This is a genomic window from Pseudomonas sp. 2VD, assembly GCF_005503585.1.
Classification (GTDB): domain Bacteria; phylum Pseudomonadota; class Gammaproteobacteria; order Pseudomonadales; family Pseudomonadaceae; genus Pseudomonas; species Pseudomonas aeruginosa.
Window position 1 is genome coordinate 1 of record NZ_SCND01000085.1, and the last position, 18,283, is coordinate 18,283.

General features: G+C 68.2%; 17 protein-coding genes and 1 pseudogene. 9 read left to right on the forward strand and 9 right to left on the reverse strand.

Annotated features, from left to right (window positions below; all coding sequences use genetic code 11):
• From atuE to FFS27_RS12155, 5 genes and pseudogenes are all read right to left on the reverse strand, one after another.
• Positions 1 to 299: pseudogene (gene atuE, locus FFS27_RS12135) on the reverse strand (isohexenylglutaconyl-CoA hydratase); the annotation flags it as partial.
• 20 nt (positions 300 to 319) lie between these two features.
• A complete protein-coding gene (atuD, locus tag FFS27_RS12140; RefSeq protein WP_003101733.1) occupies positions 320 to 1,480 on the reverse strand; it encodes a citronellyl-CoA dehydrogenase in 1,161 nt (386 codons plus the stop codon).
• A gap of 116 nt (positions 1,481 to 1,596) precedes the next feature.
• A complete protein-coding gene (gene atuC / locus FFS27_RS12145) occupies positions 1,597 to 3,213 on the reverse strand; it encodes a geranyl-CoA carboxylase subunit beta (protein WP_003114738.1) in 1,617 nt (538 codons plus the stop codon).
• Position 3,214: 1 nt separating this feature from the next.
• Positions 3,215 to 4,093: an SDR family oxidoreductase gene (locus tag FFS27_RS12150; RefSeq protein WP_003110274.1), complete on the reverse strand. Its 879-nt coding sequence runs from the start codon at positions 4,091 to 4,093 to the stop codon at positions 3,215 to 3,217.
• A gap of 72 nt (positions 4,094 to 4,165) precedes the next feature.
• Positions 4,166 to 5,968: an acyclic terpene utilization AtuA family protein gene (locus FFS27_RS12155; protein WP_023099432.1), complete on the reverse strand. Its 1,803-nt coding sequence runs from the start codon at positions 5,966 to 5,968 to the stop codon at positions 4,166 to 4,168.
• 253 nt (positions 5,969 to 6,221) lie between these two features.
• On the opposite strand from FFS27_RS12155, the gene atuR reads away from it, so the two are divergent.
• Positions 6,222 to 6,845, forward strand: coding sequence for an atu genes transcriptional repressor AtuR (gene atuR / locus FFS27_RS12160; RefSeq protein WP_003114740.1), 624 nt, complete (start codon positions 6,222 to 6,224; stop codon positions 6,843 to 6,845).
• On the opposite strand, the gene FFS27_RS12165 is transcribed toward atuR, so the two are convergent.
• Entirely contained in the window at positions 6,846 to 7,610 is a 765-nt protein-coding gene (locus FFS27_RS12165; protein ID WP_003090986.1) for a CPBP family intramembrane glutamic endopeptidase, read from the reverse strand.
• 232 nt (positions 7,611 to 7,842) lie between these two features.
• On the reverse strand, positions 7,843 to 8,010 hold the full coding sequence (locus FFS27_RS12170) for a DUF2897 family protein (protein WP_003090984.1): 168 nt from the start codon (positions 8,008 to 8,010) through the stop codon (positions 7,843 to 7,845).
• Positions 8,011 to 8,246: 236 nt separating this feature from the next.
• Between FFS27_RS12170 and FFS27_RS12175 the strand changes: the two genes are divergently transcribed.
• Positions 8,247 to 9,548, forward strand: a complete 1,302-nt coding sequence (locus FFS27_RS12175) for a sensor histidine kinase (RefSeq protein WP_058133520.1) — start codon at positions 8,247 to 8,249, stop codon at positions 9,546 to 9,548.
• Position 9,549: 1 nt separating this feature from the next.
• Positions 9,550 to 10,461, forward strand: a complete 912-nt coding sequence (locus FFS27_RS12180) for a response regulator (RefSeq protein WP_003090981.1) — start codon at positions 9,550 to 9,552, stop codon at positions 10,459 to 10,461.
• Positions 10,462 to 10,469: 8 nt separating this feature from the next.
• Here the strand turns inward: FFS27_RS12180 and FFS27_RS12185 are convergent, their stop codons facing one another.
• Positions 10,470 to 10,940, reverse strand: coding sequence for a multidrug/biocide efflux PACE transporter (locus tag FFS27_RS12185; protein WP_023100942.1), 471 nt, complete (start codon positions 10,938 to 10,940; stop codon positions 10,470 to 10,472).
• 91 nt (positions 10,941 to 11,031) lie between these two features.
• Between FFS27_RS12185 and FFS27_RS12190 the strand changes: the two genes are divergently transcribed.
• Positions 11,032 to 11,922 carry a LysR family transcriptional regulator gene (locus tag FFS27_RS12190; RefSeq protein ID WP_003090978.1) on the forward strand — a complete coding sequence of 297 codons (891 nt, stop codon included), beginning with the start codon at positions 11,032 to 11,034 and terminating at the stop codon, positions 11,920 to 11,922.
• Between the two features lie 22 nt (positions 11,923 to 11,944).
• On the opposite strand, the gene FFS27_RS12195 is transcribed toward FFS27_RS12190, so the two are convergent.
• Entirely contained in the window at positions 11,945 to 12,586 is a 642-nt protein-coding gene (locus FFS27_RS12195; RefSeq protein WP_021264976.1) for a DUF924 family protein, read from the reverse strand.
• 45 nt (positions 12,587 to 12,631) lie between these two features.
• On the opposite strand from FFS27_RS12195, the gene FFS27_RS12200 reads away from it, so the two are divergent.
• From FFS27_RS12200 to tgpA, 5 genes are all read left to right on the forward strand, one after another.
• Positions 12,632 to 13,525 carry a LysR family transcriptional regulator gene (locus FFS27_RS12200; RefSeq protein ID WP_021264975.1) on the forward strand — a complete coding sequence of 298 codons (894 nt, stop codon included), beginning with the start codon at positions 12,632 to 12,634 and terminating at the stop codon, positions 13,523 to 13,525.
• 96 nt (positions 13,526 to 13,621) lie between these two features.
• Positions 13,622 to 14,320 (forward strand): orotidine-5'-phosphate decarboxylase, encoded by a 699-nt coding sequence (pyrF, locus tag FFS27_RS12205; RefSeq protein WP_003090975.1) that lies wholly within the window; start codon positions 13,622 to 13,624, stop codon positions 14,318 to 14,320.
• A gap of 258 nt (positions 14,321 to 14,578) precedes the next feature.
• A complete protein-coding gene (locus FFS27_RS12210; RefSeq protein ID WP_003090974.1) occupies positions 14,579 to 15,496 on the forward strand; it encodes an AAA family ATPase in 918 nt (305 codons plus the stop codon).
• Complete coding sequence (locus tag FFS27_RS12215; protein WP_003119856.1) at positions 15,496 to 16,449, forward strand: DUF58 domain-containing protein; 954 nt, start codon at positions 15,496 to 15,498, stop codon at positions 16,447 to 16,449. Before FFS27_RS12210 ends, FFS27_RS12215 begins: the two co-directional genes overlap by 1 nt.
• The coding region (gene tgpA, locus FFS27_RS12220) for a protein-glutamine gamma-glutamyltransferase TgpA (RefSeq protein ID WP_137952024.1) at positions 16,446 to 18,283 on the forward strand (1,838 nt) is incomplete at its 3' end. The genes FFS27_RS12215 and tgpA, both read left to right, overlap by 4 nt.

The window sequence follows — 18,283 nt, forward strand, 5'->3', positions numbered from 1 at the left end:
GCCTGGGCTTCCTCCAGCAGGCTGCCGAAGGCGCGGTTCAGCGTGCGGTAGGCTTCCGCCCCGGCGGCGCGGGCACCGGCCATGTCCTTGATGTCGCCGCCGGCGCAGAAGTGCCCGTCGGCGCCGCGCAGCACCAGCGCCCGCACGCTACGGTCGTCGCGCACGGCGGCGAGCACCGCGCGCAGTTCGCCGACCATCGCCAGGCTCATGGCGTTGCGGCTTTGCGGGCGGTTCAGGGTGATCCGCAGGACGCCCTCGACGGGTTCCAGCAGCAGGGTCTCGCAATGCGGCAGGCTCATGCCGGTTTCCTCCTGGAACGTCAGCCTTTCTTCTTGCCCGGCAGGATGCCCATCAGCTTGCAGATGATGCCGAGCATGATCTCGTCGGCACCGCCGCCGATGGATACCAGGCGGGTGTCGCGGTAGGCGCGGGAGACCGGGTTGTCCCACATGAAGCCCATGCCGCCCCAGTACTGCAGGCAGGCGTCGCTGACCTCGCGGCCGAGGCGGCCGGCCTTGAGCTTGGCCATGGAAGCCAGGCGCGTCACGTCCCTGCCTTTCACGTACAGCTCGGTGGCCTGGTAGACCAGGGCGCGCAGCGCCTCGACCTCGGTCATCATCTCGGCCATGCGGAAGTGGATGACCTGGTTGTCGATCAGCGGCTGGCCGAAGGTCCTGCGCTCCTTGCAATACTCGATGGTGACGTCGATGCAGTGCTCCAGGCCCTTGATCATGTTGGCCGCGCCGAACAGCCGTTCTTCCTGGAACTGCAGCATCTGCATCATGAAGCCGGCGCCTTCCGCGCCGATGCGGTTGCGCTGCGGTACGCGGACGTTATCGAAGAACACCTGGGCGGTCTCCGAACTGCGCATGCCGAGCTTGTCCAGGTGCGGGCTGAGGGTAATGCCCGGGGTCTTCATCGGGACCACGATCAACGACTTGTTGACGTGCGGCTTGTCGTCGGAGGTATTGGCGAGCAGGCACATGAAGTCAGCCGACGGCGAGTTGGTGATCCACATCTTGCTGCCGTTGATCACATAGTCGTCGCCGTCCTTGCGCGCGGTGGTCTTCAGGCCGGCGACGTCGGAGCCGGCGCCGACCTCGGAGACGCCGATGCAGCCGACCATCTCGCCGGCGATGGCCGGGCGGAGGAACTCCTCGCGCAACTCGTCGGAACCGAAGCGGGCCAGGGCCGGGGTGCACATGTCGGTCTGCACGCCGATGGCCATCGGGATGCCGCCGCAGGTGATGCTGCCGAATTCCTCGGCGGCGACGATCGAGTAGCTGTAGTCCAGGCCCATGCCGCCGAACTTCTCCGGCTTGGAGATGCCCAGCAGGCCGAGTTCGCCGGCCTTGCGGAAGATCTCGTGGATCGGGAAGCGGCCGTCCTTTTCCCACTGGTCGACGTTGGGGTTGATTTCCCGCTCGACGAAGCTGCGAACGGTGCGGCGGAGTTCCTCGTGTTCCTGGGTGAAGATCATGGGTTGTCTTTCCTCCTGGGCATCATTGTTTTCCGGCAGGATCCGCTTGCTCTCTCCCAACCCTCTTCCTTCAGGGAGAGCGGGGAGAGGGGCTGTCGCCGGCTCGCCTGTTGCAGTCAGAACCTCGCGACCCCGAAGCTGTTGCCCTTCAGCGGCCGCGCCTCGGCTTCCGCGCAGATATCCAGCAGGTAGCCGAGCAGCCTGCGGCTGTCGCGCGGGTCGACCAGGCCGTCGTCCCACAGGCTGGCGGTGCCGTAGAGCGCGGTGGACTGGCTGTCGAGCTTCTGCGCGGTGACGGTTTCCAGCATCTCGAGCATCTTCGGATCGGCTTCCTTGCCTTCCTTGGCGTGTTTCTCCTCGGTGACGATGCGCAGCACCTTGCCGGCCTGGGCACCGCCCATCACCGCGGTGCGACTGTTCGGCCAGGCGAAGATGAAGCGCGGGTCGAGGCCGCGTCCGCACATCGCGTAGTTGCCGGCGCCGTAGGAGCCGCCGACCACCAGGGTCAGCTTGGGCACGCGGGCGTTGGCCACCGCCTGGATCATCTTCGAGCCGTGCTTGATCACGCCCTGGCGCTCCGACTCGGTGCCGACCATGAAGCCGGTGGTGTTGTGCAGGAACAGCAGCGGCGTGTTGCTCTGTTCGCAGAGCTGGATGAACTGCGCCGCCTTGGCCGCGCCCTGCGGGGTGATCGGTCCGTTGTTGCCGATCAGGCCGCAGGCGTGGCCCTCGATGCGCAGGTGGCCGCAGACGGTCTGGCCGTCGAACTCGTTCTTGAAGTCGAGGAACTCGGAGCCGTCGGCGATGCGCGCGACGATCTCGCGGACGTCGTAGGGCTTCTTCGGGTCGGCCGGAACCACCCCGAGCAGCTCCTCCACCGGGTACAGCGGTTCACGCCAGGAACGCGCCGGGCGCGCCGGCAGTTGTGCGTTCCACGGCAACATGCCGACGATCTCGCGGGCCAGGCGCACGCCGTCGGCGTCGTTTTCCGCCAGGTATTCCGCGGTGCCGGCGACCTGCGCGTGCAGTTCGGCTCCGCCGAGTTCCTCGTCGCTGGCGATCTCGCCGGTGGCGGCCTTGAGCAACGGCGGCCCGGCGAGGAACATCTTGGCCTTGCCGCGCACCACCACCACGTAGTCCGACAGCCCCGGCTGGTAGGCACCGCCGGCGGTGCTGGAACCATGCACCACGGTGACCTGGGGAATGCCCATGGCGGAGATCCGCGCCTGGTTGGCGAAGCCGCGCGCACCTTCGACGAAGATCTCCGCCGCATAGTTGAGGTTGGCGCCGCCGCTTTCGGTGAGGGTCACCACCGGCAGCTTGTTCTCCATGGCGATCTGCTGCAGGCGCAGGGTCTTCTTCAGCCCGGTCGGGGAGATGGTGCCGCCCTTGATCGCGCTGTTGCTGGCACTGACCAGGCAGCGCACCCCGGCGATGTAGCCGATCCCGGCGATGATCCCGCCGCCGGCCTGGGTGCCGTCCTTGTCGTCGTGCAGCTTGTAGCCGGCCAGCGAGGACAGTTCGAGGAACGGCGCGCCCGGATCGAGCAGCAACGCCAGGCGTTCGCGCGGCAGCAGTTGTCCGCGTTTCTCGAACTTCGGCCTGGCCTCGGCGGCCTTGTCCAGGACCTTCTGCTCCAATTCGCGGAAGCCGGCCACGGCGGCGAGCATGGCCTCGCGGTTGCGGGCGAAGTCCTCGCCGTTGACGTCGAGTTCCGACTGGATCGCGGGCATGTCAGTCCTCCTGGTCCTTCAGTACGTCGGGCAGGTAGGCGCGGTGGAAGCCGTTGTACGCGCGGCTCTGTCCCGGCTTGCCCTTGAGCAGCGGGAAGGCGCGGCTGCCCTGGCTGGCGGCGCCGTCGATGCGGATCGTGTTGCCGCTGACGAAGGCGGCGCCGGGGGAGAGCAGGAAGACGATGGCGGCGGCGACTTCCGACTCGCTGCCGATGCGCTTGAGCGGCACGTGCTCGCGCAGGGTCGGGATCACCGCCTTGAACGCGCCTTCGTAGGTATCCATGCCGCTGGACGCGATCCAGCCCGGCGCCACCGCGTTGACCCTCACGCCGGCATGGCCCCACTCGACGGCGGCGGTCCTGGTGAAATTCTCCATGCCGGAGCGTGCGGCGCCGGAGTGACCCATGCCGGGCATGCCGCCCCACATGTCGGCGAGCATGTTGACGATGCTGCCGCCGGTCTTGCTCATCGACTGGTTGAACACTTCGCGGGCGACCAGGAAGCCGCCGACCAGGTTGGTGCGGAGCACGGTCTCGAAGCCCTTCTGGCTGATCGAGGCGAGGGGCGAGGGATACTGGCCGCCGGCGTTGTTGACCAGGTGATGGATGGTCCCGCGTTCGGCCAGGATATTCGCCACCAGCGTCTTCACCGCTTCCTCCTCGCGGATGTCGCAGGCGTGCCAGCTGACGCTGCCGCCGTCTTCGACGATCTCGCTGGCGGTCTTCTCCAGCTTTTCCGCCTTGCGTCCGACCAGCACCACGTGGGCGCCGAGGGCCGCCAGCTCATGGGCGGTGCAGCGGCCGATGCCACTGCCGCCGCCGGTGACGATGATGGTCTGGCCGTCGAACAGGCCAGGTCGGAAGATCGAGTCGTAGCTCATTGTTCTGGTGACTCCGATGAATCCCGTGGGGTGGTTGCAGCGGAACGCCGCATTCGTCGTTCCTGGTCGTGGTTATCTGCCCTGCGTTTTCAGCGCGTCGGCGAGCGCCTGCGGCACCGCCACCGGGAACTCCAGCAACTGCTGGGCGAAGGCCTTGCCCTGCGGGTCGATGCGCAGGCTGGCGACGCCGCCGCCGCCGAGGGCGTTCTCCAGCAGGAAGTTCAGGCTGTGGCTGCCCGGCAGGTACCAGCGGCCGACCCGGCCGGTCTGCGGGTCGAGCACATGCTGCATCCAGTCCACTACCGCGCCTTCCTCCAGCGCCTCGGCGATCCACGGCAGGTACTCCGGATGCCGTGCCATGACCCCGATGTTGCTGTGGTTGCCCTTGTCGCCGGAGCGCGCCACCGCCAGCTTCACCAGCGGCACGCTGGCGCTGGCGGGCTGCTCCGGGCGTGGCGGCTGGCGCGCCTCGGCCAATCGTGCCGGGTCGAAGGCTTCGAGGACCGGCAGTTCCAGCGGATGGCGCTGGCCGTCGATCTCCACGCTCAACGCGCATTGCGCCTTGTCGATCAGGAAAGAGAACAGGCGGATCACCGGATACACCGTCGGCCGGCCGCCGACGATGCCGGTCAGGCCGGGCGCCATCCCGGTGGCGGCCTGGGCGATCTCGCGGGAGAACAGCACCAGGGCTTCCTTGCGCGGATGCCGGACGGCCAGCTTGACCACCACTTCGCGGCTGTCCTGCCGTCGCCCATGGGGACCATAGGTGGCTTCGCTGCCGAGCAGTTCGACATTGACCTCGCGGTAGGGCTCCCAGCCGCGCTCGGCGAAGATTTCCTCGGTCCTGGCGATGATCGCCTGGCTGACCCGCTCGGCCTTCTTCAGCGCATCGATGCCGGCGATCAGGCAACTGGCGGTGCAGCGGAAACCGTCCGGATAGGTGGCGCTGACCTTGTACCGGTCGGTGGGCGGCAGGCCGCGCGCGCCTTCCACCGCGACCCGGTCGGGTCCGACCTGGCGCAGACGCACCTCGGTGAAGTCGCAGACCACGTCGGGCAGCAGGTAGGCGCGTGGGTCGCCGATCTCGTAGAGCATCTGTTCGCCGACGCTCAGTTCGCTGACCAGGCCACCGGTGCCGGGCGCCTTGGTCACTACGAAGCGCCCGTCGGCCTCGACCTCGACGATGGGGAAGCCGATGTGCTCGTAGTCCGGCACCTGCTCCCAGTCGGTGAAATTGCCGCCGGTGCATTGCGCGCCGCATTCGACGATGTGCCCGGCGAGGGCGGCCTGGGCCAGTCGGTCGTAGTCGTCCCAGGCCCAGCCGAACTCGTGCACCAGGGCGGCGCTGACCACCGCGCTGTCGACCACCCGGCCGGTGATCACGATGTCCGCGCCCAGGCGCAGGGCCTCGACGATGCCGGGTGCGCCGAGGTAGGCGTTGAGCGAGACGCACATCGGCGGGAAAGGCGCGTCGCTGAACATCTCGCGGATGCCGGCCTTGGCCAGTTCGGCCTGGCGCGCTTGCAGGTTGTCGCCATGGAGCACGGCGATCTTCAACTGCACCCCGGCCTTCTCGCAGGCCGCGGCGAGGGCGGCGGCACAGGCCTGCGGATTGATCCCGCCAGCGTTGCTGATGACGCGGATCTTCTTCTCGGCGATCTCGCCCAGCAGCGGTGCGAGGACCTCGACGAAATCGGTGGCGTAGCCGGCGTCCGGCTGTTTCAGGCGGGCGCCGGCCATGATCGACATGGTGATCTCGGCCAGGTAGTCGAACACCAGGTAGTCCAGCGGCGCGCCGCGCACCAGCTGCGCGGCCGCGGTGCAGGTGTCGCCCCAGAAGGCCGAGGCGCAGCCGATGCGTACGGTCTTTTGCATTGTTCTTGACCCGTGACGGCGGAAGTGTGGGGCGACATTACCAAGCAAGCGCTTGGTTGAGAAGAGGGCGGAAACAAATCCGTTCTCGGCTGTTACCCAAGCGCTTGCTCGGTCGTCTTCGCAGGCATACATTTCATGAATGCCGACAAGCACTTGCGGGGCAATCCCGAGGCCGGTCGGCAAATACGGAGCGGCCGGGCGCGCGGATGAGCGGCACCGAGCCGCCGACGATCCGGAAAAGGGGTACTCAGCGTTGGACGATCAGAAAGCCCGGGAAGTGATGCTGGAGCTGGTGGCTACCGGACAGCTCACCGATCCGGAAAGCGCCCGCGGCAAGCTGCTGCAGACCGCCGCCCACCTGTTCCGCAGCAAAGGCTACGAACGCACCACGGTGCGCGACCTGGCCAGCGCGGTGGGCATCCAGTCGGGCAGCATCTTCCATCACTTCAAGAGCAAGGACGAGATCCTGCGCTCGGTGATGGAAGAGACCATCCTCTACAACACCGCCCTGATGCGCGCCGCCCTGGCCGATGCCGAGGACCTGCGCGAGCGGGTGCTGGGACTGATCCGCTGCGAGCTGCAATCGATCATGGGCGGCACCGGCGAGGCGATGGCGGTGCTGGTCTACGAGTGGCGCTCGCTGTCCGCCGAAGGCCAGGCGTACATCCTCGGCCTGCGCGACATCTACGAGCAGATGTGGCTCGACGTGCTGGGGGAGGCGCGGCTGGCCGGCTACTGCCAGGGCGATCCGTTCATCCTGCGGCGCTTCCTCACCGGCGCGCTGTCCTGGACCACCACCTGGTTCCGTCCGGAAGGACCGATGAGTCTCGACCAGCTCGCCGAGGAGGCCCTGGCGCTGGTGATCAAGAACGCCTGATCACTCGGAGATCAGGCGGAACGGGTAGCTCAGCAGGAGGAAGTGCAGGGTGTTGATCGAAGCGTGCAGCAGCACCGCCAGGGACAGCCGCCCGCTGAAGTGCAGGACCATGCCGTAGCCCAGCCCGGCGATCCCGGCCAGCAGCGCGTACACCGGGTTCACCAGCAGGTGCAGCGCGGCGTAGGCGAGGGTTGCGACGATGATTCCCGGCCAGGCGCCGAACCAGCGGATCAACTGGCTTTGCAGCAGGCCGCGGAAGAACGCCTCCTCGGCCAGGGAGACCACCCCGACGTTCAGTACCAGCCACCACCAGAAGGCATCCGGCCACTTCGGCTGCCAGCTCGCGGCATTGGTCATGATCGACAGCAGCGGCACCACGAAGAAGGTCAGGCAGAAGGCCAGCGCGGTGATATCCAGCGACACCAGCGGCTGCTTCGGCCGGCGCAGCCACCAGGCGAGCAGGGTAAGGGCGACCAGGGCCTTGTCCCAGGGCAGCCAGATCATCTGGATCGGCGGGCTGGCGCTGGCCAGGTCCCAGGGGAACAGGCGCAGGGGAATGAAGCCGGGCAGGTAGTGGATGGCGATCAGGGCGCTGGCGGCGAGGCTCACCGGCCACCAGAGCAGGGTCGGCAGCCAGCGTTCGGCGTAGGTCACCCAGATGATGTAGAGCAGGACGATGACCGCCGTCAGCAGCGCGATGTGCCCGGTGAAGAAGCCCCCGAGCAGGAACAGAATGGGTAGAAGCGGTATCAGACGCCCGAGCATGCAGCCTCCCGTTTAAAGGAGGGATTCTAAAGGCATTTCGACCCGCGGATGGGAAAAGCGCAAGGAACGGACCTTCTGCCAGAGGGAAACACACGGGGAACGAACCCCAGGTTGCGCAGGAAAAACCATGCGCGGCCCGCATGACTCCGCCACGCGAGCCTTCGCCTCGCCGGTTTTTCGCCCGCCGGGGTTTTCCTACGAGACCTAGTGACCCGCCGGCAGGCCAATAGGTTCAGCGGTCCTTCGCCTCCTGCGCGTCCAGCTCGGCGTTGCGTTCATGGATGCGTTTGAGCTGTTCCTCGCTCAACGGCAGCTTCTTCGCCGAGTCGCGCAGCAGCAGGAGTCCGCCGACGATGGAGCCCAGGGCGAGGACGATGATCAACCAGGCGTACCAGGGCATGTTGTTCTCCCTCATCGATATGAATGTTCACCATACGCCGGGTTTGCCTTTCTGTCAGGCAACGTTCCGGCGCGAGGTCCTGTGGTTGAGACTCCCGGCGGCGCTTGGAAGTTGCGGGCGGAGAAAGCGCTGAGCCTGGTCGGCGTGATGCCTGTCACATGTTGGCAATCTGACATTGCTTAACTGGCGGGTATCCCTTCATTGCCCCGTCCGGGCCTGCCAGCGAGAGGTTGCCGATGTCTCCGAGCGCGTTGTCCCGTCTGTTGCGCCCGGTGGAACCCCTGACTCCGGCGATGAGCATCAACGACGTCGCCGACCGCCTGCTGATGCCGGAGCACCGTGCCTTCCTCTCGCTGCCGGTGGTCGACGACGAGCGCCGGGTCCTCGGCCTGGTCAGCCGCTACACCCTCCAGGACATCTTCATGCAGCGTTTCGGCCGCGACCTCTGGGGCCGCCATCCGGTGCGCGACGTCATGAACCGGGCGCCCCTCAGCGTCTCCCTCGGCGCCAGCCTGGAAGAGGCGGCGCAGCAGGTCACCGGTCGCCTGCAGTATCCGATCACCGAGGACTTCGCCCTGGTCGACGAAGAGGGCCGCTACCGTGGCCTGGGCACCGTGCTCGACCTGCTGAAGGCCATGGAGGCGCGCATCGCCCAGCGCAACCGGGTGCTGCGCAAGGCGCTGGTGGACCTCAAGGAGTCCCAGGCGCAACTGGTGCAGTCGGAAAAGATGGCTTCGCTCGGGCAGATGGTGGCCGGGGTCGCACACGAGCTGAACACGCCGCTCGGCTACGTCGGCAACAACCTGGCGCTGCTGGAGGAGCTGAGCGATCCCTTGTTGCGCCTGGCCGATGCCCAGGCGGCGCTGGTCGACTGCCTGGGCGACCCGCAGTGCGACGAAGCGCGCCTGGCGCAGGCGCTGCAGGCGGCCGACGCGGTGCGCCGCGAAGCCGCCGTCGAACAGTTGCGCGAGGACCTGCGGCAGTTGTTCGTCGATACCCGCTACGGCCTCGGCCAGATCGGCGAGCTGGTTTCCGGGCTCAAGGACTTCGCCCGCCTGGACCGTGCCTTCAGCGAGGAGGTCGACCTCAACGACTGCGTGCGCAACGCCTTGCTGATCGCCCGCACCGCCATCAAGGACAAGGCCGAGATCAGCAGCCAGCTCGGCGAGCTGCCGCTTATCGCCTGCGCGCCGTCGCAGATCAACCAGGTGCTGCTGAACCTGCTGACCAACGCTGCGCAGGCCATGGAGCGTTTCGGTCGCATCCTGCTGAAGAGCTGGGCCGACGAGCGCCAGGTGTTCCTCTCCGTGCAGGACAACGGCAAGGGCATGCCCGCCGAGGTCCTCGGGCGGATCTTCGACCCGTTCTTCACCACCAAGCCGGTGGGGCAGGGCACCGGGCTCGGCCTGTCGATCAGCTACAAGATCATCCAGCAACATGGCGGGACCATCCGCGTGGCCTCCGAACCGGGCCGCGGAACCCGCTTCCTCATCAGCCTGCCGCGAGAGCAGGCCCGCGAACTGAAACGGAGCGCCTGACATGAGCCCATCTCCCGTCCGCATCCTCTTCGTCGATGACGAGGAGCGCATCCTGCGCAGCCTGGCCATGCAGTTCCGTCGCCATTACGAGGTGCTCACCGAGAGCGACCCGCGGCGCGCCCTGGAGCGCCTGAAGACGGAACGGATACAGGTGCTGGTCAGCGACCAGCGCATGCCGCAGATGAGCGGCGCCGAACTGCTGGCGCAGGCTCGCGAGCGCTATCCGGAGACCCTGCGGATTCTCCTCACCGGCTATTCCGACCTCGACGCCGCCGTCGACGCGCTCAACGACGGCGGCATCTTCCGCTACCTGACCAAGCCCTGGAATCCCCAGGAAATGGCCTTCACCCTGCGCCAGGCGGCGGAGATCGCCAGCCGCCAGGGCCTGCCGGCACCGCCCGCGGCCACGCTGGCGGCGCCGCTGAGCGTGCTGCTGCTCGACGACGACCCGGAAACCCTGGACTGCGTCGGGGCCTTCTGCCATGCCGGCGGGCATCGCCTGCTGCGCGCGCGCAACCTGGCCGAGGCGCTGGTGTGGCTGAACACCGAACCGGTGGAGGTGCTGGTCAGCGACCTGAAGCTGGCCGGGGAGCATACCGCGCCGCTGCTGAAATCCCTGGCCCAGGCCCATCCGCGCCTGCTCAGCCTGGTGGTTACGCCGTTCCGCGACACCCAGGCCCTGCTCGAACTGATCAACCAGGCGCAGATATTCCGCTACCTGCCCAAGCCGATCCGCAGGGGATTGTTCGAGAAAGGCCTGAAGGCGGCCGCCGAGCAGGCCTTGCTGTGGCGCGGGCGAAGCCTGCCGGAGGTTGACCGGCTGGCCGAGGTGCCGCGCGACGAGCGCGAGAAGGAACGGGTCGGCAGCCTGCTCGGCATGCTCGGCCGCCTGCGCGAGCGGCTGACGGCCTGAACGCCGGCCTAGCCGGCGTCGCAACCGGCGGCCTTGGTCTGGCGGCTTTCCACCAGGCGTGCGCGGAGTACGTCGTAGCTCCAGTTGAAGGCCATGGTGTAGGGCAGGAAGAACAGGATCAGGCCCATGTCGAGGAGGAACGCCTCGACCAGTCCGATCGACAGCCACCAGGCGGCCAGCGGTACCAGCACCACGATCAGCCCCAGCTCGAAGAGCATCGCATGCAGCACCCGGACCTGCAGGGTGCGCTGGAAGCCCATGCGCCGCTGGGCGCGGTCGAAGAGGCTGTTGAAAAGCATGTTCCAGAGCATCGCCACGGTGGAGAACATCAGCGTCAGCGCACCCATGTGCGCCAGGGGCTTGTTCATCACCAGCGACAGCACCGGCGCGGTGAGGAGGACGGCCAGGCCCTCGAAGGCCAGGGCGTGGAAGATCCGCTCCTTGAAAGTCTTGTCGAGGGCGGTGTGGGTGTGGGTCATGGCGAACGCTCCCGGTTCGTCGTTGAAGTCGGGCTGTATTGTCATCGGTCTTTGGGATAGGGTTAAGTTGGATACCATCGGAAAAACCGATATGCATTTGTCGCCCGAATCCCTCGAGGCCTTCGTCCAGGCCGTTTCCCTCGGCTCCTTCAGCGCCGCCGCGCGCAAGCTGGGCAAGAGCCAGTCGACCGTCAGCGAGGCCATTGCCCGGCTGGAGATCGACCTCGGCCTGGAACTCTTCGATCGCAGTGGCCGCCAGCCGCAACTGACCGAGGCCGGACGCACCCTGCTGGGACGGGTCGAGGAGGTCCTCGGCGCATCCGACCGCCTGCGCCGGGTCGCCGCGCTGCTCGCCGGCGGCTCGGAGCCACGGGTGACCCTGGCGCTATCCGACACTTACCATTCGGCGCGCTACGAGGCGCGCCTGGCCGAACTGGACGAGCGTTACCCTGAGCTGGAGTTCGAATGCCTGATCGCCGAGGACCAGGACGTGATCGCCCAGGTCAGCCGCGGCCGCGCCACCCTCGGCCTGCTCGCCGCGCAGCCGCACTACCCGCCGGAGCTGGGCGTGGCGGCGGTCGCCGAGCGTGCCGAGTTCGGCCTGTTCGCCGCCGTCGACCATCCGCTGGCGGGCCTGGAGCGGGTCAGCGAGCGTGACCTTTCCGAATGGCGTCTGCTGCGCCTGAACACCTATAGCGAGACCGGCGCGGCGATCAACGACGGCCTGCCGTCCAGCGGCGGGCGCTGCTGGTCGGCGCCCAACTACCTGTTGCTGCTGGAAATGGCCACCCACGGCTTCGGTTGGGCCGAGCTGCCGCGCTGGCTGGTCAGCGGCTACGCCAACGGGCGGCTGAAGGAGTTGCCGGTGTCCGGCTGGCCGCGCAGCCAGGCGGTGGATGTGGTCTGGTCGCGGCAGCGGCCGTTGGGACCGGCGGCCAACTGGTTGCTGGACCGCTTGCTGGATCGCGACCTGCCTATCTAGGGAGGGCCGGCTGAACCCCGGTTCAGCCGGCGAAGCCGCCGGCGGCGAGGAAGGCGAGTTCCTCGGCGCTGGACGGGCGACCGAGGATCGGATTGCGATGGGGAAAGCGCCCGAAGCGGCGGATGATCTCGCGATGCTCACGAGCGTGGGCGAGGAAGGGCTGACCGAGTCCGTGGTTCAGCGCTACCGAGCGATCCTGGTCGGCAAGGTTCTCGGCATGGGCGAACGGCAGGTAGAAGAACAGTCGCAGCGCGTCCTCGACCTGGCGGTCGAGGCCTTGTCCCAGTGCCCGCTCCGCCCAGCGCCGCGCTTGGGTGTCGCTGGCGTACATGCGCGGGGTGCCGCGGAAGGCGTTGCGCGGGTACTGGTCGAGCAGCAACAGCAGGCCGAGATGGTCCTCGGCTTCACCGGCAGCCGGGCGCAGCGCGTTGGCGCAGGCAAGCTCGTAAAGATGGGCGAAGCGCTCGCGGAAGCGCCGGTCGAAATCGGCGTTCCTGGCGAACCAGAGGGTAGGGCCGGCATCGCGCCAGAAACCGACCACTTCCGGCAGCGGGGACGCGCTGGGAGGAGGCAAAAGCGCTGCATGGGGCATCTGCGGATCCAGGAAGTAGAGTAGGGACTCCAGGCTATTGGTCCGGGTTCTTTGGATAAACGTGGGTGGCATGGATAGACTGTCCAGCCATCCCGAATAGAGAGAAGGGGCCTGCCCATGGATCGTCTGGACAGCATGCGCGTGTTCCTGCGCGTTGCCGAAACCGGCAGCTTCACCAAGGCCGCGGACCTGCTGGACATGCCGCGGGCGACGGTCTCGGCGGCGGTCCAGCAGCTCGAAGCGCAACTCGGCAGCCGGCTGTTGCATCGCACCACCCGGCAGGTCCAGCTGACCCACGACGGCAGCGTGGTGCTGGAGCGTTGCCGTCACCTGCTGGAAGACATGGAAGAGCTGGAGAGCCTGTTCCACGACGGCAGCCGCGCCAGCGGCCGGCTCAAGGTCGACGTGCCGAGCCGGGTGGCGCGACTGCTGATCGCCCCGGCGCTGCCGGAATTCTTCCGCCAGCATCCGGACATCGAACTGGAACTGGGCTCCAGCGACCGTTCGGTGGACCTGGTGCAGGAGGGCGTCGACTGCGTCCTGCGGGTCGGCCAGTTGGGCAACAGCAGCCTGGTGGCGCGACGCCTTGGCGAGATGCAACTGATCAATTGCGCCAGTCCCGCCTACCTGGAAGAGCATGGCGAGCCACGGACGCCGGCCGACCTCGACCGGCACTGGGCGGTCAACTATGCCTCGCCCAGCAGCGGCCGGGTGTTGCCCTGGGAGTACCGCGAGGATGGGCGCACCCTGACCCGCGCGCTGCGCAGCCGGGTCACGGTGAACAACGCGGAAAGCTACATCGCCTGCTGCCTGTCCGGACTGGGCCTGATCCAGATCCCTGCCTACGACGTGCGCGAGCACCTCCAACGCGGCGAGCTGTGCGAGGTGCTGCCGCAGTGGCGGGCCGAAGCGATGCCGGCGTACGCCCTGTATCCGCACCGGCGGCATCTGTCGCGGCGGGTCAGGGCATTCGTCGACTGGCTGGAGCAACTGCTCCGCGCCCGCCTCTAGTCCACGACGTTCATCTCCCCGGCGCGTTCCGGGCTACGGCAAACGGCCGGATTCTGCGACAATGCGCGCCGTTTTCGATTCGCCGCGAGAGAGCCCATGTCCGCCTGCCAGTCCCCCATCATCGTCGCCCTGGATTTCCCCACCCGTGAGGCCGCCCTGGCGCTGGCCGATCAGTTGGACCCGAAACTGTGCCGGGTGAAGGTCGGCAAGGAACTCTTCACCAGTTGTGCCGCGGGTATAGTCGAGACCTTGCGCGGCAAGGGCTTCGAGGTGTTCCTCGACCTGAAATTCCACGACATCCCGAACACCACGGCGATGGCGGTGAAGGCCGCCGCCGAGATGGGCGTGTGGATGGTCAACGTGCACTGCTCCGGCGGCCTGCGCATGATGGCCGCCTGCCGCGAGACGCTGGAGGCCTTCAGCGGACCCAGGCCGTTGCTCATCGGCGTGACCGTGCTGACCAGCATGGAGCGCGAGGACCTGGCGGGCATCGGCCTCGACATTGAGCCTCAGGAGCAGGTACTGCGCCTCGCCGCCCTGGCGCAGAAGGCCGGCATGGACGGCCTGGTCTGCTCGGCCCAGGAAGCGCCGGCGCTGAAGGCTGCCCATCCGGGCTTGCAACTGGTCACGCCGGGCATCCGCCCGGCCGGCAGCGCCCAGGACGACCAGCGGCGCATCCTCACCCCGCGCCAGGCCCTGGACGCCGGCTCCGACTACCTGGTGATCGGCCGGCCGATCAGCCAGGCCGCCGACCCGGCCAAGGCGCTGGCGGCGATCGTCGCCGAACTGGGCTGAGGCGGCTTCCCCCACGCCTGCCGTCGGCGACCGTCGCGCGCCGTGTCGAGCCGGACTGGCGCAGGCATCATCCGCGCCGGCGCCCAGGGGGGGCGCCTGCGGTCGCCTGTCCGTCCCCAGCGTCTAGGCTTGTAGCGGGCACTCCGGCAAGTACCGGTGGCAACGGTTTCACAGTTTCGTGAGGAAAAATTGCAAGTGCCTTGCCGGCTGGCCCCAGGCCAGTAGGATCGCTGTTTTCCCCGGAAACGTGAGGTCGGGATGCTGAACACCCTGGAAGCCTGCCTGAAGGCGGTCGATGAGATTCTCCTGGGCAAGGACCGCCAGGTGCGCCTGGCCCTGGCCTGCCTGCTGGCCCGTGGGCACCTGTTGATCGAAGACCTGCCGGGGATGGGCAAGACTACCCTCAGCCATGCCCTGGCGCGGGTGCTCGGGCTCAGTTTCCAGCGCATCCAGTTCACCTCGGACCTGCTGCCGGGCGATATCCTCGGTACCTCGGTGTTCGACAAGGACAGCGGGCAATTCGTCTTCCATCCCGGGCCGATCTTCGCCGAGCTGGTGCTCGCCGACGAGATCAACCGCGCCACGCCGAAAAGCCAGAGCGCCTTGCTCGAGGCGATGGAAGAAGGCCAGGTGACCATCGAGGGCGCCACCCGGCCCTTGCCGGAACCGTTCTTCGTCATCGCCACGCAGAACCCGGCCAGCCAGGGCGGCACCTTCTCCCTGCCGGAATCGCAGCTGGATCGCTTCCTGATGCGCCTGTCGCTGGGTTACCCCGGGCGCGCGGCGGAACGCTCGCTGTTGCTCGGCGAAGCCCGGCGCGATCTGCTGCCGCGCCTGGAACCCTTGCTCGACCACGCGGCGCTGGCCGCTTTCCAGGCCGAAGTGCCGAAGGTCCGCGCCAGCGATGCGCTGGTGGACTACGTGCTGCGCCTGGTCGAAGCGACCCGCACGCAGCCGGCCTTCGCCCTCGGCCTGTCGCCGCGCGGTAGCCTGGCGTTGCTCGCCGCGGCGCGTGCCTGGGCGCTGCTGGCGGGACGCGACTATGTGATTCCGGAAGACGTCCAGGCGGTGTTGCCGGCGGTCGCCGGGCATCGCCTGCGCGACCAGGCGGACCCCACCGGGCACGGTGGCGGCGCGCTGGTGCAATGGCTGCTGCGCGAAGTCCCGGCGCTCTGATGCGCCTGCGCAACTGGCCGCGCTGGCAGCGCTGGCTGAACCGGCGGATACCGCCGGCGAGCAGCGTCGAGCTGAACCAGCGCCGCGTATTCATCCTGCCGACCCGCCAGGGCGGCGCTTTCGGCCTGGCGCTGCTGGTGATGCTGCTGGCGGCGATCAATTACCAGAACAGCCTGGCCTACGGTTTGACCTTCTTGCTGCTGTCCCTGGGCGTGGTGACCATCCTCCATACCTATCGCAACCTTGCCGGCCTGCGCCTCACCGCGTTGGGAGCGGACCCGGTGTTCGCCGGCGAGCGCGCCGGTTTCCGGGTGCGCCTGGAAAGCCCGCGGCGGGCGCGCCAGGCCATCGCCGTCGGCTGGCCGGAGCGGCCGCTGGAATACGCCGACCTGGCAGGCGACGCGGCTGCCGAGGTGCTGCTGTTCCACCCGACCGAGCGACGCGGCTGGCTGCGGCCGGGGCGCCTGCGGGTGGAGAGTCGCTTTCCCCTCGGCCTGCTGGTGGCCTGGAGCTGGGTAGACCTGCGCCAGCAGGCGCTGGTCTACCCTCGGCCGCTGGCCGGCGAGCCGTTCCTCGCGCCGGGCGCGGAGGATGCCGAGGACCAGGGGCGCGCGCTGGCGAGCACGGGCGTCGACGACTACCAGGGACTGCGCGCCTACCAGCCGGGCGACTCGCGGCGGCGCCTGCACTGGAAGGCGTTTTCCCGTGGCCAGGGGCTGCTGGTGAAGGACTTCGCCGCGCTCGGCGGGGAAGACCTGTGGCTGGAATTCGAGCGCCTCGGCGGGGATCTCGAAAGTCGCCTGGGCCGCTTGTGCCATGCAGTCCTGGAACTCTCCGCGCGGCAGCAGCCCTATGGCCTGGCGCTGCCCGGCACGCGCCTGCAACCGGCCAGCGGCGAGGCCCAGCGCGAGGCCTGCCTGCGCGCGCTGGCGTTGTTCGGAGCGGCGCGATGAACGCGATTCCGCGGGTCGCGCTGGTCTGGCTGCTGGTGGCGCAGGTACTGGTGATCCTGCCGCACCTGGCCTACATGCCGCTGTGGATCGCGGCCATGTGGCTCGGTTGCGCGGCCTGGCGGGTGCAGGTCTTCCGCATGCGTGCCGGCTATCCGCGCGCCTGGGTCAAGCTGGCCCTGGCGCTGCTCGCCGGGGCCGGGGTCTGGTTGTCGCGCGGCAGCCTGGTGGGCCTGGACGCGGGGGCGGTGCTGCTGATCGCCGCGTTCATCCTCAAACTGGTGGAAATGAAGACCCGCCGCGATGCGCTGGTACTGGTGTTCCTCGGTTTCTTCGCAGTGGTGGTGGGCTACCTGTTCGACGACGGTTTCCTCGCCGCGCTGTACAGCCTGCTGCCGGTGACCGCGTTGCTGGCGGCGCTGATCGGCTTGCAGCAGAGCGCTTTCGCCAGCCGGCCCTGGCCGACCCTGCGGCTGGCCGGCGGGCTGTTGCTGCAGGCGCTGCCGCTGATGCTCCTGCTGTTCCTGTTCTTCCCCCGCCTGGGGCCGCTGTGGTCGTTGCCGATGCCCGGCAACAAGGGGGTCACCGGACTCTCGGAGAGCATGGCGCCAGGGGATATCGCCGAGCTTGGGCGCTCCGCCGAACTGGCGTTCCGGGTCCGCTTCGAGGGCGCACCGCCGCCGCGCGAGCAGCTCTACTGGCGCGCCTTGACCATGGAGCGTTTCGACGGACGACGTTGGGCTCAGGCGCCGCAATGGTCGGGCGAGGATGCTCTGCACTGGCAGAAGCGTGGCCCTGAGCTGCGCTACGACGTGATCATGCAGCCCAGTTCGCAGCCCTGGCTGTTCGCCCTCGACGTGGCGCAGACCGACCAGACCGACACGCGCCTGATGAGCGATTTCCACCTGCAGCGGCGGCAGCCGGTCGAGCAACGTCTGTTCTACCGAGTCAGTTCCTGGCCACAGGCGCTGCGCGAGTCCAGCATCGATCCGCGCATGCGCTGGCGCAACCTGCAGTTGCCGATGCACGGCAATCCGCGCGCGCGCGCCCTGGCCGAGCAACTGCGCCAGGCCCATGCGCAACCGCAGGCACTGGTCGCGGCCCTGTTGCAGCGCTTCAACCGCGAGCCCTTCGCCTACACCCTGAAACCGCCAGCGACCGGCGCCGACGGGGTGGACGATTTCCTGTTCGACACGCGCAGCGGCTTCTGCGCGCATTACGCCGGGGCGATGGCTTTCGTCTTGCGCGCCGCGGGCATTCCTGCGCGAGTGGTGGCCGGCTACCAGGGCGGCGAGCTGAATCCGGCGGGCAACTACCTGCTGGTGCATCAGTTCGACGCCCACGCCTGGGTCGAATACTGGCAGCCGGAGCAGGGCTGGCTGAGCGTCGACCCGACCTACCAGGTGGCGCCCGAACGGATCGAACAGGGGCTGGAGCAGGCCCTGGCCGGGGACAGCGAGTACCTCGCCGACGCACCGCTGTCGCCGTTGCGCTACCGTGGCCTGCCCTGGCTCAACGACATGCGTCTGGCCTGGGACAGCCTGAACTACGGCTGGCAACGCTGGGTCCTGGCCTACCAGGGTGAGCAGCAGGGCGCCTTCCTGCAGCGCTGGTTCGGCGGGCTCGATCCGACCCGACTGGGCCTGTTGCTCGGTGCCGCGGCGATATTGTCGGTCGGTCTGCTCGCGCTGTTCCTACTCAAGCCCTGGCAAGGCCGTGGCGATCTGCGCAGCCGCCAACTGCGCCGCTTCGAACGTCTGCTGGAGATGCATGGCCTGCGCCGTTCCCCCGGCGAAGGGCTACGCTCCTACGGCGAGCGCGCCGCCCGCTTCCTGCC

Bases quoted from the DNA above. Each gene is read 5' to 3' on its own strand.
- atuC (WP_003114738.1), bottom strand. From the start codon at position 3,213: ATGCCCGCGATCCAGTCGGAACTCGACGTCAACGGCGAGGACTTCGCC.
- pyrF (WP_003090975.1), top strand. From the start codon at position 13,622: ATGTCCGCCTGCCAGTCCCCCATCATCGTCGCCCTGGATTTCCCCACC.
- FFS27_RS12170 (WP_003090984.1), bottom strand. From the start codon at position 8,010: ATGCCCTGGTACGCCTGGTTGATCATCGTCCTCGCCCTGGGCTCCATC.
- FFS27_RS12165 (WP_003090986.1), bottom strand. From the start codon at position 7,610: ATGCTCGGGCGTCTGATACCGCTTCTACCCATTCTGTTCCTGCTCGGG.
- atuD (WP_003101733.1), bottom strand. From the start codon at position 1,480: ATGATCTTCACCCAGGAACACGAGGAACTCCGCCGCACCGTTCGCAGC.
- FFS27_RS12175 (WP_058133520.1), top strand. From the start codon at position 8,247: ATGTCTCCGAGCGCGTTGTCCCGTCTGTTGCGCCCGGTGGAACCCCTG.
- FFS27_RS12215 (WP_003119856.1), top strand. From the start codon at position 15,496: ATGCGCCTGCGCAACTGGCCGCGCTGGCAGCGCTGGCTGAACCGGCGG.
- FFS27_RS12155 (WP_023099432.1), bottom strand. From the start codon at position 5,968: ATGCAAAAGACCGTACGCATCGGCTGCGCCTCGGCCTTCTGGGGCGAC.
- FFS27_RS12180 (WP_003090981.1), top strand. From the start codon at position 9,550: ATGAGCCCATCTCCCGTCCGCATCCTCTTCGTCGATGACGAGGAGCGC.
- FFS27_RS12210 (WP_003090974.1), top strand. From the start codon at position 14,579: ATGCTGAACACCCTGGAAGCCTGCCTGAAGGCGGTCGATGAGATTCTC.
- FFS27_RS12150 (WP_003110274.1), bottom strand. From the start codon at position 4,093: ATGAGCTACGACTCGATCTTCCGACCTGGCCTGTTCGACGGCCAGACC.
- FFS27_RS12185 (WP_023100942.1), bottom strand. From the start codon at position 10,940: ATGACCCACACCCACACCGCCCTCGACAAGACTTTCAAGGAGCGGATC.
- FFS27_RS12200 (WP_021264975.1), top strand. From the start codon at position 12,632: ATGGATCGTCTGGACAGCATGCGCGTGTTCCTGCGCGTTGCCGAAACC.
- FFS27_RS12195 (WP_021264976.1), bottom strand. From the start codon at position 12,586: ATGCCACCCACGTTTATCCAAAGAACCCGGACCAATAGCCTGGAGTCC.
- FFS27_RS12190 (WP_003090978.1), top strand. From the start codon at position 11,032: ATGCATTTGTCGCCCGAATCCCTCGAGGCCTTCGTCCAGGCCGTTTCC.